This is a genomic window from Streptococcus halichoeri (assembly GCF_019774635.1).
In the GTDB taxonomy this organism is placed as follows: Bacteria; Bacillota; Bacilli; order Lactobacillales; family Streptococcaceae; genus Streptococcus; species Streptococcus halichoeri.
The window spans coordinates 1,075,187-1,091,458 of sequence record NZ_CP081502.1; the positions used below are offsets into that span (position 1 = coordinate 1,075,187).

Annotated in this window: 14 protein-coding genes; 11 read left to right on the plus strand and 3 right to left on the minus strand. The window is 42.5% G+C overall.

Annotated features, from left to right (window positions below; all coding sequences use genetic code 11):
* Nucleotides 1–2: 2 nt before the first annotated feature.
* The 6 genes from K5J94_RS05250 (at nucleotide 3) to ftsY (ending at nucleotide 8,650) form a co-directional block, all read left to right on the plus strand.
* Nucleotides 3–812 (plus strand): MBL fold metallo-hydrolase, encoded by an 810-nt coding sequence (locus tag K5J94_RS05250; RefSeq protein WP_159545784.1) that lies wholly within the window; start codon nucleotides 3–5, stop codon nucleotides 810–812.
* A 103-nt stretch (nucleotides 813–915) separates the two neighbouring features.
* Nucleotides 916–1,629, plus strand: a complete 714-nt coding sequence (rnc, locus tag K5J94_RS05255; protein WP_159564710.1) for a ribonuclease III — start codon at nucleotides 916–918, stop codon at nucleotides 1,627–1,629.
* Nucleotides 1,610–5,155: a chromosome segregation protein SMC gene (gene smc / locus K5J94_RS05260; RefSeq protein WP_221912575.1), complete on the plus strand. Its 3,546-nt coding sequence runs from the start codon at nucleotides 1,610–1,612 to the stop codon at nucleotides 5,153–5,155. The genes rnc and smc overlap by 20 nt, the downstream gene beginning before the upstream one ends.
* 408 nt (nucleotides 5,156–5,563) lie before the next feature.
* Nucleotides 5,564–6,376 carry a Cof-type HAD-IIB family hydrolase gene (locus K5J94_RS05265; protein WP_159564291.1) on the plus strand — a complete coding sequence of 271 codons (813 nt, stop codon included), beginning with the start codon at nucleotides 5,564–5,566 and terminating at the stop codon, nucleotides 6,374–6,376.
* Entirely contained in the window at nucleotides 6,363–7,190 is an 828-nt protein-coding gene (locus K5J94_RS05270; RefSeq protein ID WP_221912576.1) for a Cof-type HAD-IIB family hydrolase, read from the plus strand. The genes K5J94_RS05265 and K5J94_RS05270 overlap by 14 nt, the downstream gene beginning before the upstream one ends.
* Nucleotides 7,190–8,650 (plus strand): signal recognition particle-docking protein FtsY, encoded by a 1,461-nt coding sequence (gene ftsY, locus K5J94_RS05275; protein ID WP_221912577.1) that lies wholly within the window; start codon nucleotides 7,190–7,192, stop codon nucleotides 8,648–8,650. Before K5J94_RS05270 ends, ftsY begins: the two co-directional genes overlap by 1 nt.
* Before the next feature lie 412 nt (nucleotides 8,651–9,062).
* Here ftsY and K5J94_RS05280 read toward each other — a convergent pair whose 3' ends face one another.
* From K5J94_RS05280 to K5J94_RS05290, 3 genes are read right to left on the minus strand one after another with little or no spacing between them, the layout of a single operon-like run.
* The gene (locus K5J94_RS05280; RefSeq protein ID WP_221912578.1) at nucleotides 9,063–9,878 is read right to left on the minus strand and encodes a TIGR03943 family putative permease subunit; all 816 of its coding nucleotides are present in this window, start codon (nucleotides 9,876–9,878) and stop codon (nucleotides 9,063–9,065) included.
* The gene (locus K5J94_RS05285; RefSeq protein WP_159564283.1) at nucleotides 9,875–10,783 is read right to left on the minus strand and encodes a permease; all 909 of its coding nucleotides are present in this window, start codon (nucleotides 10,781–10,783) and stop codon (nucleotides 9,875–9,877) included. Before K5J94_RS05285 ends, K5J94_RS05280 begins: the two co-directional genes overlap by 4 nt.
* A gap of 45 nt (nucleotides 10,784–10,828) precedes the next feature.
* Nucleotides 10,829–10,981 carry an SPJ_0845 family protein gene (locus K5J94_RS05290; protein WP_167547764.1) on the minus strand — a complete coding sequence of 51 codons (153 nt, stop codon included), beginning with the start codon at nucleotides 10,979–10,981 and terminating at the stop codon, nucleotides 10,829–10,831.
* 428 nt (nucleotides 10,982–11,409) lie between these two features.
* Here K5J94_RS05290 and K5J94_RS05295 point away from each other — a divergent pair, with 428 nt between their 5' ends.
* The 5 genes from K5J94_RS05295 (at nucleotide 11,410) to pstA (ending at nucleotide 16,272) form a co-directional block, all read left to right on the plus strand.
* A complete protein-coding gene (locus K5J94_RS05295; RefSeq protein WP_159564281.1) occupies nucleotides 11,410–12,114 on the plus strand; it encodes a response regulator transcription factor in 705 nt (234 codons plus the stop codon).
* Between the two features lie 5 nt (nucleotides 12,115–12,119).
* Nucleotides 12,120–13,463 carry a two-component system histidine kinase PnpS gene (gene pnpS, locus K5J94_RS05300; RefSeq protein WP_221912579.1) on the plus strand — a complete coding sequence of 448 codons (1,344 nt, stop codon included), beginning with the start codon at nucleotides 12,120–12,122 and terminating at the stop codon, nucleotides 13,461–13,463.
* A 191-nt stretch (nucleotides 13,464–13,654) separates the two neighbouring features.
* The gene (locus K5J94_RS05305; protein WP_159545764.1) at nucleotides 13,655–14,533 is read left to right on the plus strand and encodes a substrate-binding domain-containing protein; all 879 of its coding nucleotides are present in this window, start codon (nucleotides 13,655–13,657) and stop codon (nucleotides 14,531–14,533) included.
* 67 nt (nucleotides 14,534–14,600) lie between these two features.
* Nucleotides 14,601–15,464 carry a phosphate ABC transporter permease subunit PstC gene (gene pstC / locus K5J94_RS05310; RefSeq protein ID WP_159564277.1) on the plus strand — a complete coding sequence of 288 codons (864 nt, stop codon included), beginning with the start codon at nucleotides 14,601–14,603 and terminating at the stop codon, nucleotides 15,462–15,464.
* On the plus strand, nucleotides 15,457–16,272 hold the full coding sequence (gene pstA / locus K5J94_RS05315; protein WP_159545760.1) for a phosphate ABC transporter permease PstA: 816 nt from the start codon (nucleotides 15,457–15,459) through the stop codon (nucleotides 16,270–16,272). The genes pstC and pstA overlap by 8 nt, the downstream gene beginning before the upstream one ends.

The following is a 16,272-nucleotide window of genomic DNA, read 5'->3' on the forward strand; positions in this document are numbered from 1 at the left end:
TAATGACGACAAACGGCTTTAAGTATAGTATATTAGCTTCAGGCTCTACTGGAAATAGCTTTTATTTGGAGACGCCAAAGCAGCGCCTTTTGATTGATGCCGGACTGACAGGGAAAAAAATCGTGAGCCTATTAGCTGAAATAGATCGACGCCCAGAAGATTTAGATGCTATTTTAATCACACATGAGCATTCTGATCACATCAAAGGTGTTGGTGTTTTAGCCCGCAAGTATCAGCTTGATGTCTATGCCAATGAGCTAACTTGGCAGGCTATTGACCAACGCAATATGCTCGGAAAACTTGATTTTGCTCAAAAACATATTTTTCAACGTGATAAGGTGCTAACATTTGGCGATATTGACATTGAGAGTTTTGGTGTTAGTCATGACGCTATTGACCCACAGTTTTATCGTTTTATGAAAGATAATAAGTCTTTTGTTATGTTGACAGATACAGGTTATGTTAGTGATCGTTTGAGTGGCTTAATCGAAAATGCTGACGGTTATCTCATCGAATCAAATCATGATGTTGAGATTTTGCGAGCAGGCTCTTATCCTTGGCCGCTCAAACAGCGCATCTTATCAGACCATGGACATTTGTCAAATGAAGACGGTGCTGGTGCAATGATTCGTAGCATGGGCTACAAAACCAAGAAAATCTATCTTGGTCACCTGTCCAAAGAAAACAATATCAAAGAGTTGGCCCATATGACGATGGAAAATCAACTGGCTCAGGCTGATTTGGCAGTTGGCTCTGATTTTACAGTCTTAGACACATCACCAGATACGGCTTGTCCGTTAACAGATATTTAAAAATAAGAGCTAAAATCTGCTTTGGTTACAGAATCGAAGCGGATTTTTTACCTAATTTTTGCTATAATAAGATGGTCTGTAGACATCAGCAAAAGGAGAAAACATGGAAAAACTTGAGAAGGTCTTATACCACGCTTTTGGCATTCATTTTACAAACAAAGCTTTGCTTGAAACTGCCTTTACTCATACTTCATACGCAAACGAACATCGCCTCCTAAACATTTCACATAACGAACGTTTGGAATTTTTAGGAGACGCCGTTCTCCAATTAATTATCTCAGAGTACCTCTTTACCAAATATCCTCATAAGCCTGAAGGTGATTTGTCTAAGATGCGTTCGATGATTGTGCGCGAAGAGAGTCTGGCTGGTTTTTCACGCTACTGTTCCTTTGATGAATTTATCAAATTAGGCAAGGGAGAGGAAAAATCTGGCGGTCGCAACCGCGATACCATTTTAGGTGATCTGTTTGAAGCATTTTTGGGTGCTTTGCTATTGGACCAAGGCGTTGAGCAAGTCCGGCAATTTTTAGAGCAGGTGATGATTCCCCAAGTAGAAAAAGGCAACTATGAGCGCGTCAAGGATTACAAAACAAGTCTTCAAGAGCTTTTACAAGCCCATGGTGATGTTACTATTGATTATCAGGTTATTGCCGAAGAAGGTCCAGCCCACGCCAAAGCCTTTACCGTTGAAGTACTGGTTAACCAAGAACCTTTGAGTCAAGGGCAAGGCCGCTCAAAAAAATTAGCAGAACAAGATGCCGCTAAGATAGCATTGGCAAAACTCGAAAGAGGGTTAGATGTTTTTAAAAGAAATTGAAATGCAAGGGTTTAAATCCTTTGCCGATAAAACCAAAGTTGAGTTTGACCGTGGGGTTACAGCTGTTGTTGGCCCTAATGGTTCGGGCAAAAGTAATATTACAGAAAGCTTGCGTTGGGCATTGGGAGAATCCAGTGCCAAGAGCCTTCGTGGTGGTAAGATGCCAGATGTTATTTTTGCAGGGACAGAAAAACGAAGTCCCTTAAATTTTGCTCAGGTGGCAGTAGTCCTTGACAATTCTGATGGCTTTATCAGCAATGCCCCTAAGGAAATCCGAGTGGAACGCCACATTTATCGAAATGGCGATAGTGATTATTTAATTGCAGGCAAAAAAGTGCGCCTTCGTGATATTCATGATTTGTTCTTAGACACTGGTTTGGGGCGGGATTCTTTCTCTATTATTTCCCAGGGTCGGGTTGAAGAGATTTTTAACAGTAAGCCAGAAGAGCGTCGCGCTATCTTTGAAGAGGCAGCTGGGGTTTTAAAGTACAAGACACGTAAAAAAGAAACCAAACACAAATTGGATCAGACCCAGGCCAATGTTGATCGGCTAGATGATATTGTTTATGAATTGGAAAACCAGCTGGCTCCTTTGGCAAAGCAAGCGGAGGTGGCTCGCCAATTTCAAAGCTTAGAAGCAAAACGTAAACAAGCTCAACTTGATTTGCTTGTGTATGATATTACAGGCAATCAAGCTAAGCAAGCCGAGCTGGCTAAAAACCTGGCTAATTTGCAAGCAGAGCTCAAGGAATACTACCTGATGCGCGAGTCGCTTGAAGCTAAGCATCAGCATCTTAAGCAAAAGCGCCAGCAATTGCAAAGCGAGTCGGAAGAAAAGCAGACCAATCTGCTTCAGTTAACCAAGCGCTTGGGCGATTGTGAGCGTCAGATTGAGTTGATTACCTTAGACAGTCATCAAAAGGCAGAAAAGCGTCAAGAAAGCAGTCAGCGTTTAGCCCAGCTTGAGCAAAATTTGGCAGCCTTACAGACCGATCAGGCAGCCAAACAAGCCCAGCTCACAGAGTTGAGCAGACAACTAACTGCCATTCAGGCTCAGGTCGCTAGCCTAACTGATGAGGTAGCCAAATTTGCTGGTGATCCGGACCAGTTGATTGAACAGCTGCGCGAAGACTATGTGCAACTAATGAAGCAAGAAGCGGATTTGTCCAACCAATTGACTGTGATTCAGTCTGAGTTAGCAACCGAAGAAGCATCACAAGAGGAGCGGCTGAGTCAAGAGCAACAGGTTCGCGCTAGAGTTGAAGACCTAGAAGCAGACAACCAGGAGCGAAGCACGAGGCTTAAAGCTTGTCAAGCACAGGTACAAACCTTACTTGATCAGTATCAGCAGCTAACCAAGACGATTGAACAAGAACAATCTCATTACCAAACTGCTCAACAAGATTTATTTAACTGCTTAGATGATAAAAAGGCAAAGCAAGCCAAGAAGGCTAGTTTAGAGGCGATTCAAAAGAATCACAGCCAATTCTATGCTGGAGTGCGCGCCGTTCTCCAGGAGGCCGCTAGCCTAGGCGGCATTCTTGGGGCAGTTAGTGAGCATTTGACGTTTGAACCTCGCTATCAAACGGCCTTAGAAATAGCGCTGGGCGCTAGCAGCCAGCATATTATTGTAGCTGATGAAGCATCAGCTAAGCGAGCCATCAACTATTTGAAGCAAAAACGCTTGGGCCGGGCCACCTTTTTACCCTTAACGACCCTTAAAGAACGCCATTTAGCCGATCACCTCCAGGCAGTGCTTGCTAAGAGCCCTGGCTATCTAGGGACAGCCCAAGAGCTGGTTAGCTATTCGAGTGACCTATCTGCTATTTTTGCAAATCTTTTAGGAACCACTGCTATCTTTGATCAGGTTGATCATGCTAATAAGGCAGCTAAAGCGCTCCGCTATGCGATCCGGATTGTCACGCTGGATGGAACCGAGTTGCGACCAGGTGGCTCTTTTTCAGGCGGTTCCCTTCGTCAAAATAATACGACCTTTATTAAGCCTGAATTAGACCAGATCACTAGTGACCTGACCAAGCTTGAGACCCAACTGTGGCAACACGAGACCCTGGTCGAAAAACTGCAGACCAACCTTCAGAACCTAAGCGAGCAACAACAGAAGGTTAAAGAGCAGGGGGAACAGGCCCGTTTGGAACTGCAAAAAGCCGAATTTAACCAGCAGCAAACCCAAGAACAGTTGACGGAAGCTAAGGCACTCTTAGCCATGATGGACAAGCAACACACTAATCAGACCTCAGATACCCGTCAAAAGCAAAAAGAAAAGACCGAACAGGCCCTGCAAACCATTCAGGAACAAAAGACCCAGCTGACGCAGGCCATTGATCAAATCAAAAATGATAAGACGGCGCTTAATGCCAAAAAAGCAGAGCTAACTCAGCAGTTAGCCGAGTCTAGATTACAAGAGCGTGATTTGCAAAATGAGCAACGCTACGAAACAAGCAATTTAGTACGCTTAGAGACAGACATCGAGCAGGTGCAAGCTGAGATACTAGCGCTCAACCGGTCATTATCACAAGCTAGTGATGAGCATCAAGCTGATCAGCTGCCAGAATTAAAGGCCAAAGCGCAAGCTGTTAGTGAGCGTAAAACTGCCGAAGAAATGCGCCTGGTTCAATTGCGGATCGAGCAAGAGGATTATCAAGCACAAGTAGAAGAACTTGAAGAAAAACTCCAACAAGAACAACAAAAAAACGAGGCCTATATTCGCCAGCAAACCAAATGGGAGGCTGATAATGAACAAATCAGCCAGCGCCTAAAACAAGCAGCGACCACCTTGTCAGAGGATTTCCAACTCACCTTTGAAGAAGCAAAATCGCTAGCGCAGGCAATCAGCGAACCCGTAGCAGCCAAAGAAAGTTTACGGCACTTGCAAAAAGCCATCAAAAACCTAGGACCAATCAATTTGGATGCTATCGCACAATATGACGAAGTCAGCCAGCGTCTGAATTTTTTAAACAGCCAAAAGGCTGATTTGCTTAAGGCGCGTGACATGCTACTTTCGACCATTGAGGAGATGGATAGTGAGGTAAAAGCCCGATTTAAAGTGACCTTTGAAGCCATTCGTCAGAGCTTTAAAGAAACCTTTAAGCAAATGTTTGGCGGAGGTTCTGCCGATTTGATTCTAACAGAAAAAGATTTATTGGCATCGGGGGTGGAGATTTCAGTGCAACCACCAGGCAAAAAAATCCAATCCTTGAATCTGATGTCAGGTGGTGAAAAAGCCTTATCGGCTTTGGCACTATTATTTGCCATTATCCGTGTAAAGACGATTCCATTTGTCATCTTAGACGAAGTCGAAGCAGCACTTGATGAAGCCAATGTCAAACGCTTTGGGGATTACCTCAACCGTTTTGACAAAGACAGCCAATTCATTGTGGTCACTCACCGTAAGGGAACCATGGCTGCCGCAGATAGCATCTATGGCGTAACCATGCAAGAATCCGGCGTTTCCAAAATTGTTTCAGTTAAGCTAAAAGAATCACAAGAATTAGATTATGTGAACTAATTAACCTTATCACTAAAACAGCCTAAAGCATAGCGAAGCTCCTTGATAGAAAAGGAGCTTCACTGTGTTTTTTGATGATGTTTAGGATGCTGATAGGGCTGTTGGTTGTTTAGACGGCTATGTATTTGCTTGATTAGGAAGCTCTACTAATTTTTACCTGCCTTTGATGGTCATAGTTATGAATGATCTGAAATGTGCTCATAATATTAAGTTAGCTCATTTGTGTTCAAATGCTTAACACTTTTTGTTTTTAAGGTCGACTAAGTGATACTGGTTTTTTCCCAAGAAGTAGCTGACCAAGTTCAAAAAAAGAAATGATTTAAGTCTTGTCTTAAGCCCTGTTACTCCATTTCCAAGCTTCTATGTTATAATAAAGAGACATAACTCAAAAAATTAGTAGGGTATGAGATGATTAAATTAGTAGCAACAGATATGGACGGAACTTTCTTAAGAGAGGATGGGACCTATGATAAGGACCGCTTAGCCCGCCTTTTGCCAAAACTCCAAGAGGCAGGGATTATTTTTGCTGTCTCTAGTGGCCGTTCCTTGTTGGCCATTAATCGCCTCTTTGAAGACTTTTTAGATCAGATTGCCATTATTGCTGAGAATGGGTCTTTGGTGCAGTACCAGGGCCGAGTTGTTTTTTCGGATGCGCTGTCTAAGTCGCAATACCTTGAGGTTGCTGCGAAGATTAAAGCTAATCCTTACCATGGCTCGGCTGGTATGCTCTTTTCAGGTCAAAAGGCTAGCTATATCCTTGAGGGAACGTCGCCTGCTTATATTGAGAAGATGAAGCACTACTATGCCAATGTTCAAATCATTGAGACCTATGACCTTATGGATGAGGACCTCATTTTTAAAATGACCACAAGCTTTACTGATGCTACCGTTTTACTAGGGAGTGACTGGTTAGATCAGGCATTACCTTATGCGACAGCTGTCACCACTGGTTTTGATTCCATTGATGTGATGCTATCAGAGGTCAATAAAGGGTTTGGTTTACAGCATCTTTGTCAGGCACTTGACTTGTCCTTGAATCAAACCCTTGCTTTTGGGGATAATTTCAATGATCTGCAAATGCTAACCTGTGCAGGGAAAGCCATAGCTACTGCCAATGCCCGTCCTGAAATAAAGGCTGTGGCTGATGAGCTGATTGGCCATTGCAATAGTCAGGCTGTTTTACAGTATCTAGAAAGGATGGTTCGAGATGAAGCCCATTAAACTGCTAGCTCTGGATCTTGACGGGACCTTATTAACCACCGATAAAAGAGTAACTCAGGCTAATCAAAAAGCGATCCGACAAGCACAAGCAGCTGGTGTGCAGGTGGTCATCACAACGGGTCGGCCCCTTAAAGCCATCGAAGGCTTATTGACTGAGTTAGTACTTACAGGCCCAGAACATTACAGTATTACCTTTAACGGTGGTTTGGTCCAACGTAATTCGGGTGAGATTTTAGCTAAATCCAGTTTAACTTTTGATCAGGTGAGAGACATTCATCAGACCTTGTACCATTTGAACATTCCCACTGATATTTTGAGTGAGGGTCGGGTCTATAGTATAGCAGGTCAAGATGGCTGTCAGTCTCAGTATCATCTAGCTAATCCGGCCTTGGCCTTTGTCACGTGTGATTCTTTAGATGACTTAGACCCAAATATTATATATAATAAGGTTGTTAGTGTGACGGATGCTGATTATTTAGATCAGCAGCTAGCTCACTTACCAGGGGCCATATATGACCACTATGAGGCGTTCAAATCACGAGATATTATATTTGAAATCATGCCAAAAGGCATTCATAAAGCCTTTGGTTTAGCCCTTTTGTGTGAGCACCTTGGCCTTTTACCTGAAAATGTTATGGCCATGGGCGATGAGGCTAATGATTATACTATGCTGAAATGGGCTGGCTTGGGCGTGGCCATGGCCAATGCGGTGCCTTCGATTAAGGCGGTAGCTGATCAGGTGACACAACATAGTAATGACGCATCCGGTGTAGCAGAAGCTATTGAAACCTATATTCTAGCTAAGGAGATATAATGGGATTATTTGATCGATTATTTGGAAATAAAAAGCAAAAAAAAGAGACTCAGTCCGCTAAGGAAGCCCCCCTTCAAGAAACGGTAGCAGAAGAAAGCCAAACAACACCTGAAGAACAAGAGGCTAAGCCTTCTGTTGTGACCAACGAGCCAAGTGGTAGACCAGAGCCAGAAGGTCACTTTGAGCCTGAAGAAAAACCACAGTCCGTCCACTCAGAGCAGGGCGGTGGGAATAAAGCAGATGCAGCTAAGCAAGTGGCCACTGAGGAACCAGCTGAGCCGGTAGCCAAACCAGAACCTGAGCCAGTATTGAAGGAAGCAGCGATTTTTGCTGTACCAGGTGACTTTGAAGGTGTGGAACCTGAGTTAGCCCAGTCTGCCAAGGCACAAACATCAGAACCTGTTCCTCTTGGTGGGACAAGTGATGCTACAGAGTCAGCTGATGACCTTGAGCTGTCAAACACACCTGCTAACACTAAGGATGATAGCACCGAGGCAGCGACCGAGCCAAGTCAAACAGCGCCAGCGATGACCGAGACAGAAGAAGACAAGTACAAGCGAAGCTTGTCCAAAACTCGCTCGGGTTTTTCAGCCAGACTCAATAGTTTTTTTGCAACTTTTCGTAAGGTTGACGAAGATTTCTTTGAAGAATTAGAAGAAATGTTGATTTTGTCTGATGTTGGGGTGACCGTCGCGACAGAGTTGACCGATGCTCTGCGTCAAGAAGCCAAGCTCGAAAATGCGAAAAAACCAGAAGCCCTTAAGCGAGTCATCATTGAAAAATTAGTCGCTATCTATGAAAAAGATGGGACCTATAAAGAGACAATCAACCTGCAGCCTGGTTTGACGGTGATGTTGTTTGTGGGAGTAAATGGCGTTGGTAAGACCACTTCGATTGGAAAATTGGCTTACAAATACAAGCAAGAAGGCAAAAAGGTGATGTTGGTGGCAGCAGATACCTTTCGGGCCGGAGCAGTGGCTCAGTTAGCAGAATGGGGCCGCCGGGTGGCTGTTCCCGTAGTTACGGGCCCAGAAAAAGCCGATCCGGCTTCTGTGGTCTTTGATGGTGTGGAAAAAGCAGTGGCAGAGAAGATTGATGTCTTGATGATTGATACGGCTGGCCGCTTGCAAAACAAGGAAAATCTCATGGCTGAGCTGGAAAAAATTGGCCGTATCATCAAACGTGTAGTGCCAGATGCCCCACATGAAACCTTACTTGCTCTTGATGCTTCCACTGGGCAAAATGCGCTTAGCCAGACCAAAGAATTCTCTAAAATCACGCCTTTGACCGGATTAATTTTAACAAAGATTGATGGTACAGCCAAAGGAGGCGTTGTTTTAGCCATTCGTCAAGAGTTGGACATTCCTGTTAAATTAATCGGCTTTGGGGAAAAAATCGATGATATTGGTGTCTTTAACTCTGAGGAGTTTATGAGAGGGCTGTTAACGGGCATTCTCTAGTGTTAGGTAAGAAGAACACAAAAAAGCGTCAAGTCCTCCTTGAGTGTTACAGGCCATTAGCTAAAGCCTAAAACCGCTCCGCAGTTGCCCTGTGGCTTAGCTGTTTGGCGAAAAGCTGTAGCTGCTGGATGACCGCCCTGACTAGCCCCCGCTAAAGGCCTGGCTAGCTGTAAGTGTCTGCTAGATTTTTAATAAGCCTTTAAAAAGGATTTACTAGCTGGAAACGTCTGCTAGACTTTTGCCAAACTTTTAAGAAAACAAGGACTTTGCCTTGCATTCGTGACTAGCAATAAACTCTTAGAAAAGCTGCTTTTTAGCGCTTCTAAGAGTTTTTTTATGGCTCAAAAAAAGATTGAAGAATTGGCTTAAGCAAGCTTTTTTTCAATCTGAAGTTATTGAGGCATGCAAGTTTTTAGAAAACACGATAAACATAGGGATTTTTCGGCTGGGCTTTTTCTTCAACGTGCTGAATATGTAAGACAGGAAGCGTTTGCTCCAACTTAGCATTATATTCCGTAGTGATACGACCACTCACTGTCAACCATGTATTATTGGCAAAGTGTGTTTGTTCGCCTGTTGTTAATAAACCATAAACCCCTGAATCCGCGATACAGTGGATAATCCCAAAGCGAAAGAGGAACTGGTAACCCTCATGATCTGGTTCATTAAAGACAAAGCCAGTATAGCGAATATCCCGATTACTGAATTCCTCAGGATAAAGGTAAATAAGCTCCATAATTTCCATATAATTAGCACTTGTGATGGTCAGCGGGCTGGTCCCCTTATATTTTTTGAGCTCAGCTAGCATTTCTTTTTGGTAGGCTGATTTGGTGAAATAGAGGCTCGTATCGGGCTTTAGGTATTGCACCCGTGTGCCGTCTTGACTGATACCAGAGCTGGTTGAGCCAGCTGCTAGCGGGAAAGTATAGCCCTTGGCTTGAACGGTAGTTGAGTCCAAACTCACCGTTGGCACCAATAACCCAACCAAAACTGGAAAAACAAGAATCATCGGACTGGTTAGCTTGGCCCATTTTCCGGATAAATGGCTGTGCACCTTACAATTTTTCATCCAGCAATAGAGTTGTACCAATGCGAGAATGAAAGACAAGACCATTGATATATAAGCTAAATAAGAATATTTGATATTAATGTATTGGTCCAATTTACCTGATAATTCTAAGTACATGGTCAATTCAAAGTAACCAGCGAGAATTAAAAATCGAATCATAAGCGAAGACCTCCGATCCCCAGGCAATACAGAATAATCATCACAACTGAAAGACCAATGAATTGGCCGATAAACTTCCCTTTGAAGGCCTTGAGCATCATCATAAGGTTTTTAATGTCAACCATGGGTCCAATCAGCAAGAAGGCTAGGACTGGTGCTATGCCAAAGGTTGATAATAAAGAAGCCCCAATAAAAGCATCCGCTTCACTGCACAAGGATAGGATAAAGGCTAAGAGCATCATGATTAAAATAGCTGTTAAGGGATTATGACCAATCGTTGTTAGAATACGCGTTGGCACATAGATTTGCATCGCAGAGGCAATCAAGGTTCCAAAAACTAGATAGCGGCCCGTATCAAAGAATTCATCAATAGCATGGAGCAGAGCCAGATAGATTTTGCGGTACCATTTTTCATGGGAATAATCGTGAAGATGGCTTGGTTTTGCGTCTTCTTTTAAAATGGCCTCATCTGTGAGATAGGCTAACATAATCCCCAAAGCAATAGCTACAATCGTTGCCCCTACTAAGCGCAATACTAAAAACCGCAGCGAATTTCCAAAAGCCGAATAGGTAGCAAAAAGCACAATAGGATTAATAATTGGTGCAGTTGCTAAAAAAGGCACAGCTGTATAGCTAGGTACCTGTTTTTCAAGGAAACGGTTAATAATAGGAATGATTCCGCATTCACAGGAAGGGAAAACAAAGCCAATAAACGTTCCAAAGAGAATTCGTAAAAACTTTTGTTTGGGCAAGTAACGCTGGACCACTTCTGGAGTCACATAGACTTCAATCACCCCAGACAGAATTGTTCCTAAAAGGACAAAGGGGAGGGCTTCAATAATAATGGAGATAAAAATAGCAAACCATTGAAGCACACTAGGCGGAAGTTGTGAAAAAAGGCTCATTGCTATATCAACCTCCTTTTTGGGCCCGTGGCACAAAGTAGTTTCTTACAACTCATTATGGGGTTGCTTCTCCTTGGCTGGATTAGGAATAATCTTACCATCGGTATCAACTTCTAAAGGCTTATCAAAACCAGGAATATTGGCAAATTGTGCCATCATTTTTTCTAATTCATCATTTTTTTTATGTGTTATAGCCATCTAAAAAACCAACTTTCTAATGTTACTAGTACCATTATACTATCAAATAGGGCTAAAAGGAAAGTGAAAGCTGTAGAGGATAATGATAATGTGCTCTCTCTTAACCTTATTAACCCTAGGATTAGGTTACCAAACTAACCTTAAGCTATTCCTAAAGTTACCCTCGTATCAAAAGAGTAAAGTGTACAAGCTCATCTCTTTTGTCAGGAATTAAAAACCCAAGGGTGTAGGGAGGCTTAATCACAACAGCCAGCACCCTGGCAAACCATTTCTTTACTTTTTTGGCTTTGGTAGGACATAGCTACGCTTTTTACCCAATCGTCTCAAATCGTCTAGATTTAAAAAGTTTGAAGATTAGAGATTTCTACTCCTTAATTTTGTTAAAAGCTTGCTGGCTTATGTTATAATGAGCTTAGTAGGAGTTGAACATGAAAAAGAAGTTACTAGTTGTGGATGATGAAGAGCACATTTTACGACTGTTAGACTACCATTTGCAAAAGGAAGGCTATGCAACTGAGCTGGTTAGTGATGGCAGGACTGCGTTAAAGTTAGCTCAATCAGAGCCCTATAATTTCATCATTTTGGATATTATGCTGCCCCAATTGGATGGCATAGAAGTTTGCAAACGTTTACGTGCGAAGGGCATTAAAACCCCGATCATGATGGTATCAGCCAAAGGCGAAGAGTTTGATAAAGTCCTCGCTTTAGAACTAGGAGCAGATGATTATTTGACCAAGCCCTTTAGCCCCAGAGAATTGGTCGCACGTGTCAAGGCAGTTTTACGGCGAACAGATACTAAAGCCAGTTTACAAAATGAAGAAAATCTTGATGATGCTCTCACTATTCAGGACATTACCATTTACCCAGAACGTCATGAAGTATATAAGGCTGGCCAATTATTGCGGTTAACTCCCAAGGAATTTGAACTACTCTTATATTTGATTAAGCATCCTAACATGACTTTAACGCGTGAGCGTTTATTAGAACGTATCTGGGGTTATGATTTTGGACAAGAAACACGACTGGTGGATGTGCATATTGGCAAATTGCGGGAAAAAGTAGAAGATGATGCAAAAAATCCCAAATTGATTGAAACCATTCGTGGTTACGGCTATAAGTTTAAAGGAGACTAATAGCAATGAAAAAGCGCTTGATTGTCCTGAGTGGGATAAGTTTCTTGTTAGTTCTTATGAGCGTCTGTGGGATGTTAAGCCAGGTATCTAACTGGTTTTATCTGGGCTATGGGGTTGTTTGTCTCAGCTTGGTTTACACCCTAAAGTCTTTATTTGCCTGGCAAGAGGCATTTCATTTATTGGCCGTTCGACAGCAAGCCAACCCCGTTTCTTTTATTGCTGATAAGCAGAGCGATTTAAAAGCATTTGCTAAGGACTATTGGCAAGTCAAAAGCCAGCTAGCAGCTCTAAGTCTTGAAAAAGAAACCATGTCAGAGCATCTTGAAGCCCTCTTGTCCCACTTGACTATGGGGATGCTTTTGGTCAGCAAAGACCGCACGGTTCTCTTACAAAGTCAATCTCTGCCCAGCTATTTTCCCAAAACAAAGCATCCGATTAGGATGCTTGCTGACATTCGTCGTATGGATGTTAAAGCATTGATCAATGAGGCTTTTGATAAGAAAAAGATGATCAAAAAAGAATTGGCAGGCCTTGATGATAACGATCTAATCTTGGAGGTTTCAGCCATTCCTATTCTTACCAATCGTGATCAGGTCACACAAGTGCTGGTTTTGCTCTATGATTTAACCACCATCAGAAGTTATGAAAAAACAAATATGGATTTCATTTCTAATGCTTCACATGAACTGCGAACGCCGGTTACCTCTATCAAAGGTTTTGCTGAAACCTTAAAGGAAATGCCAGAAACCGAGTCAAAGACTCAAGAAGAATTTTTAGAGATTATCTATAATGAAAGCTTGCGCTTAGAACGTATTGTTGAACATATGCTCACCTTGTCTAAGGCTGCAAAAATACAAATTCAAACCAGCAGGTTTCTCATTAATGATTTTTTAACCTACATTGGGCAGAGCATGACGCCACAATTAAGCCAAAAACAGCTCCACTTGCATTATCAATTGGCCGGTGATTGTGTTCTCCAAACTGATAAATACGTTTTATCGCAGATTTTGTTAAATTTACTGTCAAATGCTATTCGCTACACAGATCAGGGTGGGACTATTAAGATTAAGACGCAATGGCTTAATGAAGAACTTAAAATTACTGTCTCTGATACAGGTATTGGCATTAAAACGCATGAATTAGAACGTATTTTTGAACGCTTTTATCGGGTTAACAAGGGACGCAGTCGCCAAAGCGGCGGCACCGGCTTAGGCCTAGCCATTGTCAAAGAACTCAGTGACTTGCTTGGTGCGACTATTCAGGTTGATAGTCAGTTGGGCCAAGGAAGTGATTTTACCATCACCTTACCTAAACAAATGATTGCAGAACCACCCTCATCAAAAGCGTAACAGCCCTGCTAGCTTGTATTGACAAAAACGCATTGCCTACTAAGCCGATCTTAGTAGGTTTTTTTGCTGATTTTTGAAATCTTTACCAAATCTTTACCAAAATCAGGCCTCAATCTTTACAATAGCTTGGTAGACTATAAATGTAGTCAAGCTACAAGAAAATGTTTAAAATCCATATAAAGGTGGTTATTATGAAAATGAAAAAAATGCTTATCTTAGCAGCACTTGGTTTATCTGGCTTAGGCCTTGCAGCCTGTGGGAATCATTCAGCTGGCGCTGGAGAAGGAGGAGCAACCAAAAAGATTGATGTTGTCACACGTGAAAATGGCTCAGGGACCCGCGGAGCATTTACTGAAATCACAGGCTTGCTAAAGAAAAGTGGTGGGAAAGAAACCGATAATACGACCAAATCGGCAGTGGTCCAAAACAGCACCGAAGGAGTGATTTCTGCCGTTTCTGGTAACAAAAATGCGATTGGCTATATTTCCTTAGGCTCACTCAATAAAAATGTTAAAGCATTAAAAGTAGATGGTGTAGAAGCCACCGCCAAGACTGTCTTAGATGGTGATTATCCTTTGCAAAGACCGTTTAATATTGTTTACAATGATAGCCTCTCAACACTAGGTAAAGATTTTATCACTTACATTCATTCAAAAGAAGGACAAAAAGTGGTTGCTGAAAATAAATATGTTAAAGCCAAAACACAAGGTGCAGATTATAGCTCACAAAAAATGTCTGGTAAACTATCGCTGGTTGGCTCAACCTCAGTAGCCCCACTGATGGAAAAAATAGCTGAGGCTTATAAGAAAGAAAATCCAGGCGTTACGATTGACATCACTGCCAATGGCTCGTCTGCTGGCATTACTGCTGCAAAAGAAAAAACAGCAGATATTGGCATGGTCTCTCGCGAATTGACCCCAGACGAAGGAAAGACACTTAAGCATGATGCCATAGCTCTTGATGGGATAGCTCTTGTAGTCAATAAAGCTAATGCATTACAAAAAATAAGTATGAGTGCTGTTGCTGACATTTTCAGTGGCAAAACAACTTCTTGGGAGAATGTGAAATAGGTCAGTAGAAAAAGGGTGAGGGGGCGATTTGTCTCCCTTGCTTTTATATCCTTAGAAAGGACACAGCGTGAAAAAACAAACCTTTAAAGAAGAGTTTTTCCGGATAATCTTTTTTCTCAGCGCAGCAACTGCTATCCTGGCCATCTTCTTAATCTGTATCTTTATCTTTATGAATGGTCTTCCGTTTATTGGAAAATATGGTATCAGTCACTTTTTATTAGGTAATGACTGGTCGCCCTCTAATACACCGGCAAGCTATGGTATTTTGCCCATGATTGTGGGTTCGGTATTCATCACGATCGGAGCTATTGCCCTAGGTGTTCCAACCGGTGTTTTTACTGCTGTTTTTATGGTTTATTACTGTCCTAAACAGATCTATGCCTTTTTAAAATCGGCGGTGAACCTGATGGCAGCGATCCCGTCCATTGTCTATGGTTTTTTTGGCTTACAATTGCTGGTGCCTTGGATTGGTTCATTTTCTGGTAATGGCATGAGTGTCCTGACAGCTTCGCTCTTACTAGGCATTATGATCTTGCCAACCATTATTAGCCTGTCAGAATCAGCCATCCGCACAGTTCCGTCTGCTTATTATGCTGGTAGTCTAGCCCTAGGAGCTAGCCATGAGCGATCGATTTTCAGTGTGATTTTACCCGCAGCAAAATCGGGCATCTTCTCAGCGGTGATTCTAGGAGTGGGCCGAGCTATTGGTGAGACTATGGCAGTGATTCTGGTTGCAGGTAACCAACCGATTATTCCGAGTGGCCTCTTTGCTGGGACGCGGACAATGACCACAAATATTGTTTTAGAAATGGCCTATGCTTCTGGTCAGCACCGTGAGGCTTTGATTGCCACGTCAGCCGTTTTATTTGTCTTTATCTTGATTATCAATGCCATCTTTGCTTACATGAAAGGAAAAGCGGTGCATGAGTAAACCCATTTTGAAAGCTTTAGTCTATTTCTTTGCCCTTCTAACATTTGGTTCTCTCTTTTTAATCATTGGATTTATTTTAGCCAATGGTCTACCCCATATTACTGCTAATTTATTTGTCTGGAAATATACCAGTGACAATGTATCTTTGATGCCTGCCATTATCTCTACCTTGATTTTGGTATTTGGCTCTCTTATTTTAGCCCTACCGATTGGTATTTTTGCTGGCTTTTACTTGGTTGAATACGCTCCAAAAACCTCGCCTTGGGTGAGAGTCATTCGGATTGCTGCAGATACTCTAGCGGGCATTCCTTCTATTGTTTTTGGGCTCTTTGGGATGCTTTTCTTTGTTATCTTTCTGGGCTTGCAGTATTCGTTGCTGTCGGGGATTTTAACCTCAGTTATTATGGTGTTACCCGTGATTATTCGCTCTACCGAAGAAGCCCTACTAGCAGTCAGTGATAGCATGCGGCAGGCAAGCTTTGGGCTTGGGGCCGGTAAATTACGTACCGTCTTTAAAATTGTTTTGCCAGTGGCTATGCCTGGGATCTTATCAGGTGTTATTTTAGCAATCGGTCGGATTGTCGGTGAGACAGCTGCCCTCATGTATACCTTGGGAACTTCAACGAATACGCCAACTAGTCTTTTGTCGTCAGGTCGTTCCTTGGCTTTACACATGTACATGCTCTCTAGTGAAGGTTTGCATGTTAATGAAGCCTATGCCACAGGTGTGATTTTGATTATTACCGTCTTAGTCATTAATGCCACCTCTAGTTTATTATCTCGACGTCTCGTGAAAGGAGCGGCTTAA

Excerpts from the sequence above, each read along its gene's own strand:
- K5J94_RS05290 (WP_167547764.1), bottom strand. The coding sequence starts at position 10,981 with ATGGCTATAACACATAAAAAAAATGATGAATTAGAAAAAATGATGGCA.
- K5J94_RS05270 (WP_221912576.1), top strand. The coding sequence starts at position 6,363 with ATGAAGCCCATTAAACTGCTAGCTCTGGATCTTGACGGGACCTTATTA.
- pstA (WP_159545760.1), top strand. The coding sequence starts at position 15,457 with ATGAGTAAACCCATTTTGAAAGCTTTAGTCTATTTCTTTGCCCTTCTA.
- pnpS (WP_221912579.1), top strand. The coding sequence starts at position 12,120 with ATGAAAAAGCGCTTGATTGTCCTGAGTGGGATAAGTTTCTTGTTAGTT.
- K5J94_RS05265 (WP_159564291.1), top strand. The coding sequence starts at position 5,564 with ATGATTAAATTAGTAGCAACAGATATGGACGGAACTTTCTTAAGAGAG.
- K5J94_RS05295 (WP_159564281.1), top strand. The coding sequence starts at position 11,410 with ATGAAAAAGAAGTTACTAGTTGTGGATGATGAAGAGCACATTTTACGA.
- K5J94_RS05285 (WP_159564283.1), bottom strand. The coding sequence starts at position 10,783 with ATGAGCCTTTTTTCACAACTTCCGCCTAGTGTGCTTCAATGGTTTGCT.
- smc (WP_221912575.1), top strand. The coding sequence starts at position 1,610 with ATGTTTTTAAAAGAAATTGAAATGCAAGGGTTTAAATCCTTTGCCGAT.
- K5J94_RS05305 (WP_159545764.1), top strand. The coding sequence starts at position 13,655 with ATGAAAATGAAAAAAATGCTTATCTTAGCAGCACTTGGTTTATCTGGC.
- K5J94_RS05250 (WP_159545784.1), top strand. The coding sequence starts at position 3 with ATGACGACAAACGGCTTTAAGTATAGTATATTAGCTTCAGGCTCTACT.
- rnc (WP_159564710.1), top strand. The coding sequence starts at position 916 with ATGGAAAAACTTGAGAAGGTCTTATACCACGCTTTTGGCATTCATTTT.
- ftsY (WP_221912577.1), top strand. The coding sequence starts at position 7,190 with ATGGGATTATTTGATCGATTATTTGGAAATAAAAAGCAAAAAAAAGAG.
- K5J94_RS05280 (WP_221912578.1), bottom strand. The coding sequence starts at position 9,878 with ATGATTCGATTTTTAATTCTCGCTGGTTACTTTGAATTGACCATGTAC.